Here is a 12,182-nt window from a genome sequence, read left to right on the forward strand (position 1 = left end):
TCAGGCCGCCTCAAGGATGCAGAGCTTGCAGGTATAGCCTTCTTTTTGGTGATACGGCGCCTCGCGGATTTCGCGAATTTTGGCAATGCCGTCTTCTTCCATCTGTTCAAGATGATCGGCATAGCCGTCCTTGTCCCAGACCTTTTCATGCACGGTAATCACCGCCGGGGCGCCCGGCTTGATCACCCGAACCAGTTCATTCATCGCACTCGGGCCGACATGGCCGGATGTAAACACGCCAACACTGATGACGCCGTCATAGGCATCATCTTCGACATCGAGTTTCTTGGTCAGATCAGCGGTTTCAAGCGCATCATAAACGCCCTTCTGGCGTGCCTGTTTGAGCATGTCGTCGCTCAGATCCACGCCATCAATGGTTGGTTCACACTGTTCGTGCAATTCCTTGCCAACCAGTCCGGTGCCACATCCGGCATCAAGAACCCGATCTGATCCGCTTATTTCCGATGCTAGGGTTTCGGCGGCAATCGCCGGGGCCACATAGCCCATGCCAACCAGTGTGTCATCGTCATAGCTTTCGGCCCAATCGGCATATACAGCGCGAATGTCATCGCGGTCGCCAGCCAGGGCATAGGCGCGTGTCAAAAGTGGATTTTCGGTCCCCATATGCTTGCTCTCCATGTGTCCTGAAGGCGCCAAGCGTACATGATATCAACATGTTATTCAAATTGGCCCCGGATTTGGCCGTTTTGCATGTCGATCAGAGCAATCAGCCGGGGTAGCTGATCTCAAGGATTTCGAGCTCATCCTCGCCGGCCGGGGTGCGGACGTTCACGACATCGCCGACACCCGATTTCATCAGGGCGCGGGCCACAGGCGAAATCCAGCTGATCTTGCCATTGAGGCTGTCTGCCTCGTCCTCGCCGACAATGCGGATGGTTTTTTCCTCGTCACGCGCATTGACATAGGTGACCTGGGCGCCAAAGAAGACATGGGTATGATCGGGTTGTTCTTCGGCGCGGACAACATGGGCATCTTCGATCCGCTTGCGCAGATAGCGCACGCGGCGATCAATTTCGCGCAGGCGCTTTTTGCCATAGATGTAATCCCCGTTTTCCGACCGGTCGCCATTGCCGGCCGCCCAATGGACAACAGCCACGACTTCGGGCCGTTCCTTTTTCCAAAGGTGGTCGAGTTCGGATTTAAGGGCGCTGAGCCCTTCGGGGGTGATGTAAATCGGTCTGTCCATGGCTTGCGTTTTAACGCAAAGCCGATGGTTGGAAAAGAGGTCAAAAAAAGCAGCGCCCGCTTGGTAACGGACGCTGCTTTATGATGGTAAGGTAGGTGTGTGCTATGCCTTGGCTGTCGTGCGCAGTTCCTTGTCATCAATGGGCATATGAACAAGGGCGGCAAAGATGCCAAGCGCGACCGAGACCCACCAGACAGCATCGAAATTACCGGTCATGTCATAAACAATCCCGCCCATCCAGGCGCCACAGAAGGCCCCGATCTGATGGGACAGCATCACAATGCCAAACAGGGTGGCCATGTAACGCGGCCCGAAGACCTGCGCAATCAGGCCACTGGTCAGCGGCACGGTCGACAGCCATAATGCCCCCATTGATGCCGAAAACAGCAAGATGGTTTCAGATGTTTTGGGTGCAAATATAAAGATCACGATGACCAGCGCACGCATGCCGTAAATAAACGACAGGCCGTATTTCTTGCGCCATTTGCCGCCGGCCCAACCCGACGTAAGGGTGCCGATGATGTTAAACAGGCCGATCAAGGCCAGACCTTCGGCGGCAACCGAACGCGGCAGGCCGCAAAGCTCGGTAAAGGTCGGCAAGTGGGTGGCAATCACCGCAATATGGAAACCGCAGACAAAGAACCCGGCATTGAGCAACACAAAGCCGCGATGTTTTCGGGCCTCGTGAAAGGCTGCCATCAGGCCTTGCGGACCAAGGTCCGGGGTGGCGGTCGGGCTGTGGCCTTCGGCCTTGCCGGTCATGGCAAAGGCGGCTGGGACGATCAGCATCGAAATACCCGCAAGGATCACCAGTGCCGCGACATAGCCAAGCGAACTGTTGAGCGCCTGTGTGGTTGGTGCCATGACCAACTGCCCAACCGATCCCCCGGCAGATGCAAGACCCAGTGCAAAGCTTCGTTTCTCCGCGCTGAATACCCGGCTGATGGCGGCCAGAACAATAGGAAAGCTTGTTGCGCCGACCCCGGTGCCGATCAGGAAGCCCGCGGTGAAATGTAATTCGCCGGGCGATTGCGACGTGCCCATCATATAAAGGCCAAGCCCATACAGAACCGCGCCACCAATCAGGGTGCGGGTGGTGCCAAAACGGTCGGCAAGCGCGCCGGCAATCGGCGCGGAAATGCCCCACATCAGGTTCTGAATGGCAAAGGCCAGACCAAAGGTGGCCGCGTTCCAGCCGGTATCATTGAGCATATCGGGGATAAACAGACCAAGCGACTGTCGCACCCCAAGATTGAGTGACAGGACAAGGCAACCTGAAAGCAGGACCAGCCACGGGAACCATTTGGTGGCGCGTAACAGTGCCATGCGGGCAGGGCTTTGAGTGGGGCTCATGATGACGTTTCTCCGGCAGGGTATTTGTTTTATTACTGGCGATATTGAACGCGTTGGCGGCATGCGTCCAATTCATTCGCTTTAAGATGCTAATAGCATTTCTGCATGATCGATGGTGGAAATTTTACCCGCCGCAATGACAAACGCGCGGTTGCCATGAGGCAATCCTGATCATCGGTCTTTCGACAATGGATGCATTCTATGCATTGACGGTGGCTTGTGCGCTTTTTCGTTTTGCCTTGAACGCCGTTGCCGCCGCCGTATAGCCCCCTTCACCGCCATCGAGAAAATGGAAATGGGCATCGCTTGTGATGGAGGGCACGATACAGGTCATGATGGCACTGCGCTGGCGATGGGTGCCGAAATGAACCGCACCGTCCAGTTCTGCTGCGTGCAGATGGGCTTCGACTTCTTCGGCGCGTGCCTTGCTGCAATTCACCGTCATCCATAAGCCGTCGCCGAATTTGCGAAAGTCGGTGTTATAGCCGGTGTAATCGCGGTAGCGCCTTGGATCAAACGCCCTCAGTTTCCAGCCGGTTTTCATCAGGATGGCCGCAATCAGCGCGATATAAAGCGCCTTGAGCCAGGCCTTGATATAGCCGCCTTCGTTATGTTTGGTCGCCTCGGCCTCAAGATGCAGACCGGGTGGCGGGAAGGCGACACCGGGTCCGCTTGCCGGGATCGGGCTGCTTTTGCGCGGGCTGTCATCAAGAATGACAAACAGGGTACGCACCGTTTCATCAAACCGGTCTTGGTTATCGCGCGGGGCGACAATGAGTGACAATATAACATCGGAGTCCTCGGCACGGATCGGGGACCAGCGGCAAGACAATCCGGTTAAATCGGGGCGGGTGCCCGGTGGTGCCGGTGTAATCAGATTATGGCCCTGTTTCATCTGGTCTTCGGCCCATTGAAGGCCTCGTCCGTTGAACATGGCATAGGAAACCGGCTTGGAAACCGCATAGCGGGCAACGCGCACATTGCGACCGGTGGCACGGATATCGCCAATCCGAACCAGCCCAACCCGCAATTCAAGATCCAGTGTTTCACGGGCCCATGTGGCTGTGGCGGCCATGGCATCGCGCACGGCATCAATCCGGTCTGGTGCGCAGGCAAAGCTTGCCCCGTCGCCGCCAAACAGAAACGGATAATCTGAATGGCCAAGCACATTGCTGACTGCACAAATCACCGACGCCCCGACCATATTGACGTCCTTGTAGCGGCCGGCCTCAACCGCCTTGGTCGATCCGATGACATCAGACGTGCCCACCCACCAATCATCGGGCAGGCCATGATAGACGCTGCCGTCAAGGACGTTGCCGAAATCGTCAAAGGTGGGAATGTCGAGATAAAAGTTGGTCACATCGGTCTCGCAATTGCGCGGAATGGCGGCGGAAAACGACAGACCCGGTGCGCCATCATTTGCGCCATCAATAATGCGGCGGCGGTGCGTCGTCTTCCGGTGCTGTACGCAGGAAATCGATCATGCGTTTAATATCAGACGTCATTAATTTGTTCTGACGTTCAAGCACATCAATGCGATCCCACTGGGATTTGACCATGTCAGACAGGTCGCTGACGATGGTTTCCATATGGGCAAGCTGTGTTTCAAGCTCGGTAACGCGGTTGTCGATTTCTTCGTGGCTCATGACTTCGATCTTCTGCAAGTGAATTCGGTTGGGTGCTTGTAGCGTGACTTGCGGTATATGCAAGCCTGTGGCACGACTGCCCGGTGGTCATGTTAATGCGGTGTGACCCTAACATATCTGGATGGCTGATGACTGATTTATCCGTACTGGCCCTTGTCGGAATTATTCTAGCGTTGATTGCGATTTACGCAGTCCATCTGCGTGCGGTGCCGATGCCCTCGTCAGCCAATGCGGCGGACGAAATCATCGCCTATATCCCGAGCGACACCAAAGTGGTCACGGATTTCGGGTCGGGGTGGGGCGATCTTGCGCTGGCGATTGCGCGTGCAAGGCCGGATGTCAAAGTTACCGGTATTGAGCTGTCCCCGATCCCCTATGCCATCAGCCGCATGCGCAGCGTTCTGGCGGCCAAACCCAATCTGGATTTCATCCGGGCGGACTTTCGCACCCTGTATCGTGATCCTGGCGATGTCGTGGTCTGTTTCCTGGATCCGCGGGTGATGAGTGATGTTGGCGATGTCCTGGCCGAGCGGATGGCAAATGGCGGTATCGTGATTTCACGCGCCTTTGCCATTCCGGGCTGGCAGGCCTTTGGCGAGGTGCCGATGAAAACTGGGCCCGACCGCCTGTATATGTATCGGATCGGCAGTCACAAGCCCGGTTGATCAGCGACTAATCAAAGGCAATCAGTCTTCTTCATAGACCTTAATAAGGGCGGAGTGATCAAGATTGCCATCTCCCATTTCGATCAGTTCGTCATAAAGCTCCATCGCAAGGCGGGTGATCGGAAGTTCGACACCAAGCTCGCTTTCGGAAAATTCAAGCGCCTGGAACAGGTCCTTGCGCTGGGTCACGACCTTGCCGCCCGGGACGAAATTGCGGTCGATCATGCGTTCGCCGTGCTTTTGCAAGATGGCGGAATCGGCAAAACCACCCGTGAGCGCCGAACGCAGCTTTTCAAGATCAACATTGGCTTCATCAGCCATGGAGAAAGCTTCGGCAACCGCGCCGATGGTGATGCCGACAATCATCTGATTAGCGGCCTTGGCAATCTGACCCGAACTGACATCGCCAACATGGGTGACGCGTGCCCCCAGCACATCAAAGATGCGGTGAACACGCTCAAAGTCTTCCTGATTCGCCCCGACCATGATCGACAGGGTGCCGGTTTCTGCTCCGTGCGTGCCGCCGGAAACCGGGGCGTCAATCCATGTGCCGCCCGCCTCATCAACCGCATCGGCAAAACGACGGGTCGCCTCGACCGAGGTGGTGCCCATGTCAATCACAATCGTGCCTTCTTCCATGCCATCAATGATGCCGTCTTCGCCCAGAAGCACGTTTTCAAGGGCGACAGTATTGGCGACACAGATGATGACGATATCGGCCTCGGCCGCGGCGTCGGCCGGGGTGCCGGCGGTGGCGATGCCAAGGTCTTCAAAAGCATTGAGCGTTTCGGGATTGCGGGTGTTGACGGTCAGAACCGCACCGGCCTTTTCAAGATTAAGCGCCATCGGACGCCCCATCAAACCAAGTCCGATAAAGGCAATATTTTCCCCGGAAAGAGCGGTCATGACAGCAGTCCCTTTGTTTGGCGGTATCAAAATCTTGGTCGGCGACGCAAAACCGGCCCGCACAGGATTGTGCGCAACCGGCAAAATTTCGTGGCTAGGCCATATCACATTGTGAAGGTCCTGAAAGCAGCGATTTCAGGGCGTAACGCCCACCATGCGCTTTGGGTTCCACAATTTCGATTAAACAGGCCGAACAACTGTCGGAATGCTGAGTAAAGTCCGTATCGTCAAACAGGTGCCGCAATCAAGGCGCCCCGTCATATCCAAAAATCAGAAATCCCCGGGCCGGACATAGCGTGCCGCCATGGCGCGTTCGATCGCTGATCCAACCAGCCGGTCAAGATCAAGCCGGTGGCGCAGCAATTCGAGAATGCGGAGTTCTTCCTGACTGATTTCGCTGTCGGAAAGGACAATTTCACAGGCAAAAACATAGGCGGTTTCACGCAATTTGCGCGGCAGGGCATCGCGGATCAGATCCAGCGCGCGGTCCATGCCATCTTCTTCGCCAAGCAGCTTTGCACAATCGCGGGCAACGCTGGTCACGCCATCATTGTCAAATCCGGCAAAAATCGGGAGATAACGGACCCGGCGGCCCATTGCGGAAAGTTCGGCGTCGGTAATATCGTTATCAGCGGCCGATACCATAACCATTGTGTAGATCAAGGCGTCCTGATGCGAAATCACGTTGGTTACTCCTTATCGAGAATGGTTCCCTGAACGCTGTTTATCCAGACATTTGACGATCTTGTCCGGGCAGTGTGAAAACCACCGAGCAAGAGGATGGTATGCTGATAACCATTCATGGGCAACAGTTAAGCGATGAAATTTCAGGGTTTTCATGGCGATTTTAAGGAATACGTAGTGAAATCGTTGGCATTCTGTTGTCATCGGTCGTGCGGGGTATATAAACCGCGAAAAACGCGGGGTGCGCGATCGTCAGAACAAAAATGAAGCCGCGATAAGAATACAAGCGAAATGATTGGGGTTATTGGCTCTGGTCAGGGAAAATTTGGCTTTGCACTGCATGGGGTAGCAGTTATGGTCGCGCAGCGACAACAAACATGACGAATAAAGCCGCTATGGGAGACATCAACGCAATCAATTCCGTCGGTACGTTGACGGCGTTGATAAGCCACCTGTGTTTGCCGTCTGGAGCGTATGATCCAGACGAAGGGCGTTTACTGGTAAATGCGGCCTTACGCGATGCGTGCAATGGTGAAATCCCGGCTGAAGAATGGATTGCGCTTGATCAGGCAGGTCCGCTTGCCGAACCAATCACAGAACTCACCCAATATTTTGCGGAAAATGGCGGCTATCAGCATGTTGCTTGCGGCTATCAAGACAAGCCGCAGGTCATGTTTGGCTGGAAACTGAAGATCGGTCATCGGTCCTATATCCGTTTCTCAGCCGTTCCGGCGAATGTTTCTTCGGGGATCGGGTCGCTGATATCGCCGCAACCGGTGTTGCTGGTGGAGCCGAATGGCCAACTGCGCGCGGCCAACTGTGCGGCCGAGCAGCTTACCATTGAAATGGGGCTTTCATCGCCCCTTGATCTGGCCCATCCCAGTGATCAGCGCGCACTGGTCAGTGAAAATGGCCCGCAATTTGATACCGACCATACCCGTACCGTGCATTACGGGCAGCGCTTCTTCCAGTGGCAGTTTATCTCGCTTGATATCGCTGGTTGTCTGGTGTTGTTCGGCCAAGAACGCACGCGCGAGGAAAGCTATCGCCGCGCCCTTGAACATGCCGTTCATGGTATTATCGAGCTGAGTTCCGACGGCAATATCACCAGTGTGAACGCAGAAACGGCATCGTTGTTCAATTACGATTCCGTGCGCGAACTGACCCAGGCCTATTTCCGCCATCCCGAAACGTTTTATGCCAATGACAGTGATCGCGTTCAGCTCAGGCGTGATCTTGCATCGGGCAAGGGCGTGCATGCGCGCGATATCGAGATGCGCCGGGCCGATGGCAGTCAGCTTTGGGGGCGGGTCAATGCCACCGAAATCCGGGGCGAGGGCGGTGGATTGCTGGGCTACAGCGTCACCATCACCGACATCACCAAGAACCGCCAGGCCGAGTATGACCTGCGCCGCCGTCAGGAACGCTATCGTGCGCTGGTGCAAACGGCTGGCAGCGTGATCATGTTCCTCGATGCCGAGGGACGCATTCTTGAATATAACCGCGAATGCGAATGGACGTTTGGCTATTCCTGGATGGAAGCAGCCGGGCAGAACTTCTTTGATTTTCTTCTGGTCGAGGATGACCGTGCACGGGTGCGCATGGCAGTGCGTCGCCTGCTGTCTGGTGAAATCATCAAGGACGAGGTGTTTTCGTTCAAGCGCCGCGACGGGGAAGTGCGCCTGTTGCAATGGAATGCGCGCGCGCATTTCGGCGAGGATGGCGATGTTGCCGGTGTGATCTGTATCGGTCAGGACGTGACCGAAAAGCTGTCGGTCGAACGCGCGCTGCGCCATGCCGAAGAAAAATTCCGCGGTATTTTCGAAAACTCGGCCGAGGGACTTTATCAGAGCCTGCCACTGGGCCCGATGCTGTCGGCCAACCCGGCTTATGTCTCGATCCTTGGATATGACGCGGTTGATGACCTGTTTGCGCAGGAACAGGATGCGACCTTGCATTATCTGAACCCGGTCAGCCGGTATCGCATTACTGGGCGGCTGTTGCGTGATGGTTCGGTGCACGGGTTTGAAACCGAAATGCGCCGTGTCGATGGCAAGATCATCTGGGTTGAGGAAAATGCCCGCCTGATCCGCGATGATCAGGGACGCCCGTCCCTGATCGAGGGATCGATCACAGACATTACCGACCGCAAACGTAGCGAAGCCCGCATTCAGTTCCTGGCCCATCATGACGGGCTGACGGGGCTTCCCAACCGAACCCTGTTCCAGGAACGGCTTGCGGCAGCGGTTGAACGCAGCAAGCGCGAACGCTGCCATTTCGTTTTGATGATGTTTGATCTTGATAACTTCAAGGACATCAATGACACGCTCGGGCATCCGATTGGCGACCTACTCTTACAGGGTGTGGGTGAACGCATGCGCGTCTGTCTGCGCAACGAGGATGTGGTCGCACGTCTGGGCGGGGATGAATTCGCCGTTCTGATCCATGAGCCGGGCTCGATCGAGGAAGTGACCTTTGTTGCCCAGCGATTGATCGAACGCGTATCAGAACGTTTCATGCTTGATGGCAATGAAGTCCAGGCATCGACGTCTGTGGGTATTTGCATGTATCCGCAGGATGGTCGCGATGAAAAGGATCTGCTGCGCAATGCCGACCTAGCGCTTTATTGCTCGAAGGCCGAGGGACGCAATCGCTATCACTTTTTTGAACCGAAGCTGCAGGTCGAGGTCCAGGAACGCAAGGCGATGGAACGCGACCTCAGCCATGCGATTGAAAATGATGAGCTGGAGCTGTTCTATCAGCCGATCATTGATATTGGCGGGCATCGCATCATCGGCATGGAAGCCCTGGTGCGCTGGTTCAATCCGTCGCGCGGGCAGGTCAGCCCGGTTGATTTCATACCGGTGGCCGAACGCATGGGCATCATTGCCGATATCGGCAAATGGGTTTTAAACCGTGCCTGCGAACAGACCAAGGCATGGCGCGATGCCGGTTACGGCGCGCTGACCATTTCGGTCAATCTGTCGCCGCTTGAACTTGCCCGTCATGAGGACCTGATTGAAAGTGTCGGCGAAACCCTGTCGCGGACCGAGCTTGATCCCCATCAGCTGCAGTTCGAAGTTACCGAGGGTGCGGTGATGGATAATCCGCGTGAAGCGGCCATCACGCTGGGCATCCTGCGGAATCAGGGCATCCGGATTGCGATTGATGATTTTGGTACGGGCTATTCATCGCTCGCCTATCTCAAACGTTTCCCGGTCGACAAGATCAAGATCGACCGATCATTTATCATTGATATCGACAGTTCCGATGGCAATGCCGCCATCGTGCGGGCGGTGGTGTTCCTGGCGCGTTCATTTGGCATGGCGGTCAATGTCGAAGGCATCGAAACCGAAACCCAGCTTGAACATATCGCATCCGAAGGGGTGGACGAGGTCCAGGGCTTCTATTTCAGTCAACCGATCAGCGCGACGGATATGGAAAACCTGTTGAAAGCCAATCTGAGCTCACCGGCCCGTTTTCCCGTCGCCCAGCCGTGAGCCCGAGCTGATCTGATCCGGCGGGAAACGCGGCCCAACAAAAAACGCACCGGAACATTGCCCGGTGCGTTTTGTCGTTTCATGGGGTTTGCGGTTTTCAGGCCGCGGATTGCTGCTGCGGGTCGCCTGCGACCTTGCACAGTTTGTTGCGGTCAATACGCATGGTTGATGGCATGCGCGGATTGCGTTCAATCGCGCCTTCACGCTTGAGGTTGGCGATCATGCGACTGGCCGTTTCGGTCGTTGTGGCCACGATATTGCCAAGCTTTTCGCGGTTGGGCAGTGACACCAGATCGTTATGGGCCGACCACAACAGGAACCGGCAAATCCGCCGCATCGCCGAGCCGGTACCAAAACTGATCTTGAGCTGCTGACCATCCATGACCTCGCTTGCCAGAAGCGACATCACCGCGGCTTGCGCGCGGGCATCGTTTTGCTGGGCAAGGCGGACCCGCTGGATCGGGATGCGCTTGATGACCGAAGGCGCGATGGTTTCAATCACCAGCGTCGGGTCGGTCACGGCCAGCATTTCAAGGCCGATCGCATCACCCGGGCGATAAACACGACAGACCTGTCTTTCGCCCTGTTCGGTGTATTTGCAGCGTAAAGCCAGCCCGGATTGCACAATGTAAACATATGTGTGGTCCTCGGCGTGGTGGCCGATGCTGGCATCTGATGGCAATGTCAAAACGCAGGGTTCGGCAAGTTTTTCCAAGAGGTGCAAGGCGTCGTCTTTGTTCATGGGGATCTCCCATTGGCAAATTTACGGATACGCGGCAAAGCCGTCGCGTATCGACACCAGTCTGTGAACCGGGGAATACCCGGAATATGCCGGTTTTCGGCGGGAAAAAGGTTTCAGATCGGGGGAATGCCGCCGTCTGCAGATACAGTTGTGGCGTTAAAGGGCCATCAAGCCCGTAATGATCTGCGAAGGGCCGCGATCAAAACCCGATCAGATGGCAACGGGCGGGGCACGTGGTGACGCTGCAATCGGGCAGAAGTCATGCAGACGTGCAGTGATATGAAGGGCTGTGACCTTGTTCGATAGCCGCACGCGATGAACCAGTGGCAATTCCGGTTCGACCGGCATGCCGGCCGCATGGTTGCCAAGACCGCAACTCGCACACTGGAAACCGTCAAAGGCATCCGAGCTGTGCGGATTGGCGGTGCGATCTTCGGCAAGGTCGGCTGGCACCGAAATGGTTTTGATGCCATTTGCGGTACAGATAATCAGCGGGACATAGGTCTGGGAAACTTGCGCGTCGGCCGTCGGCACTGCTTCAAGGGCGACAGGCGCATGCATGAAGCCGAAAAACAGCGCGTTGACCAGCAACAACCACGCCACACAAAGTGACAGCGTGCGTCTGGCAGCCAGGCAGTTTAACGGCGTGAAATACACGTGTTTCCATCCCGATTGGAAAGCTTGTGAATTGGAATAAACCCTTGAAAGCGCCCTGTCAAAGCCTGCGATAGTGAACCAGTTATCACCATTTTTTTATAATCGTTGCAGAAAACCTGTGGGGCGCCTGTGCAGAGGCCATTTGGGGAACTTGTTCTATTCTCAAAGCGTTGGGTCTATACTTCGCTGTAATTTCAAATTGATATTGTGGCGCCCCACAGAAGTCAGGAGCACCTTACCATGACCTTGATCGTAAATGACGGAACGCCGGAAATGCGTGGCCTTTTGGAAAAGGGGCGCAAACGGTTGCGCACGGTCGGTGTGGTGATGCTGATACTCGGCATTTTGGCGGTGGCCTTTCCCTTTGTGACAACGATTGCGTTCAAGACCGTGATTGGCTGGCTGTTTCTGATCGGGGCGCTTGGCCATTTTTATGGCGCCTGGAATGCCGATACGCCCACACGCCGCAGTCTTGATGTCATTCAGGGGGCTGTCTTTGCGCTGATTGGCGGCTGGCTTGCCTTCATGCCGACTGGCGGCATTGTGACGCTGACCGTTCTGTTGGCGATTGCCTTTGTCCTGCATGGGCTTTTTGAAACCATGATGGCACTTTGGCTTAAACAGTTTCCCGGCTGGAAATGGATGGTGGTTTCTGGCGGGATTTCGGTTCTGGCCGGTATTCTGATCTTCGCCGAATTGCCAAGTTCGGCGACATGGGCAATCGGTTTGTTGCTTGGCATCAACCTGCTATCATCGGGGTTCAGTTACCTGATGGTGTCCATGGCGATGGGCAAGGTCGCGCGCCCTTAAGAGATAGGT

General features: G+C 55.8%; 12 protein-coding genes. 3 read left to right on the plus strand and 9 right to left on the minus strand.

Annotated elements, in window-relative coordinates:
- The 5 genes from ACXAF0_RS07205 to ACXAF0_RS07225 all read right to left on the minus strand — a co-directional run bounded on the left by ACXAF0_RS07205 (position 1) and on the right by ACXAF0_RS07225 (position 4,209).
- Positions 1-624, minus strand: coding sequence for a class I SAM-dependent DNA methyltransferase (locus ACXAF0_RS07205; protein WP_475345208.1), 624 nt, complete (start codon positions 622-624; stop codon positions 1-3).
- Positions 625-727: 103 nt separating this feature from the next.
- Positions 728-1,207, minus strand: a complete 480-nt coding sequence (gene greB, locus ACXAF0_RS07210; protein WP_475345209.1) for a transcription elongation factor GreB — start codon at positions 1,205-1,207, stop codon at positions 728-730.
- Between the two features lie 102 nt (positions 1,208-1,309).
- Positions 1,310-2,560 (minus strand): MFS transporter, encoded by a 1,251-nt coding sequence (locus tag ACXAF0_RS07215; RefSeq protein ID WP_475345210.1) that lies wholly within the window; start codon positions 2,558-2,560, stop codon positions 1,310-1,312.
- Between the two features lie 199 nt (positions 2,561-2,759).
- Complete coding sequence (locus tag ACXAF0_RS07220) at positions 2,760-3,923, minus strand: DUF3095 domain-containing protein (RefSeq protein WP_475345211.1); 1,164 nt, start codon at positions 3,921-3,923, stop codon at positions 2,760-2,762.
- A 67-nt stretch (positions 3,924-3,990) separates the two neighbouring features.
- Entirely contained in the window at positions 3,991-4,209 is a 219-nt protein-coding gene (locus ACXAF0_RS07225) for a SlyX family protein (RefSeq protein WP_475345212.1), read from the minus strand.
- A 128-nt stretch (positions 4,210-4,337) separates the two neighbouring features.
- Here ACXAF0_RS07225 and ACXAF0_RS07230 point away from each other — a divergent pair, with 128 nt between their 5' ends.
- The gene (locus ACXAF0_RS07230; RefSeq protein WP_475345213.1) at positions 4,338-4,874 is read left to right on the plus strand and encodes a class I SAM-dependent methyltransferase; all 537 of its coding nucleotides are present in this window, start codon (positions 4,338-4,340) and stop codon (positions 4,872-4,874) included.
- A 21-nt stretch (positions 4,875-4,895) separates the two neighbouring features.
- Here ACXAF0_RS07230 and ACXAF0_RS07235 read toward each other — a convergent pair whose 3' ends face one another.
- Both ACXAF0_RS07235 and ACXAF0_RS07240 read right to left on the minus strand, forming a co-directional pair.
- The gene (locus ACXAF0_RS07235; protein WP_475345214.1) at positions 4,896-5,780 is read right to left on the minus strand and encodes an NAD(P)-dependent oxidoreductase; all 885 of its coding nucleotides are present in this window, start codon (positions 5,778-5,780) and stop codon (positions 4,896-4,898) included.
- A 270-nt stretch (positions 5,781-6,050) separates the two neighbouring features.
- Positions 6,051-6,464, minus strand: a complete 414-nt coding sequence (locus ACXAF0_RS07240) for a tellurite resistance TerB family protein (RefSeq protein ID WP_475345215.1) — start codon at positions 6,462-6,464, stop codon at positions 6,051-6,053.
- Positions 6,465-6,841: 377 nt separating this feature from the next.
- On the opposite strand from ACXAF0_RS07240, the gene ACXAF0_RS07245 reads away from it, so the two are divergent.
- On the plus strand, positions 6,842-9,964 hold the full coding sequence (locus ACXAF0_RS07245; RefSeq protein ID WP_475345216.1) for a sensor domain-containing protein: 3,123 nt from the start codon (positions 6,842-6,844) through the stop codon (positions 9,962-9,964).
- A 97-nt stretch (positions 9,965-10,061) separates the two neighbouring features.
- On the opposite strand, the gene ACXAF0_RS07250 is transcribed toward ACXAF0_RS07245, so the two are convergent.
- Complete coding sequence (locus ACXAF0_RS07250; RefSeq protein WP_475345217.1) at positions 10,062-10,706, minus strand: Crp/Fnr family transcriptional regulator; 645 nt, start codon at positions 10,704-10,706, stop codon at positions 10,062-10,064.
- A gap of 210 nt (positions 10,707-10,916) precedes the next feature.
- Entirely contained in the window at positions 10,917-11,363 is a 447-nt protein-coding gene (locus ACXAF0_RS07255) for a DUF2946 family protein (protein ID WP_475345218.1), read from the minus strand.
- Between the two features lie 240 nt (positions 11,364-11,603).
- Between ACXAF0_RS07255 and ACXAF0_RS07260 the strand changes: the two genes are divergently transcribed.
- A complete protein-coding gene (locus ACXAF0_RS07260; protein ID WP_475345219.1) occupies positions 11,604-12,173 on the plus strand; it encodes an HdeD family acid-resistance protein in 570 nt (189 codons plus the stop codon).
- Positions 12,174-12,182 lie beyond the last annotated feature (9 nt).

The organism is Thalassospira sp. ABD4_177 (genome assembly GCF_056160125.1).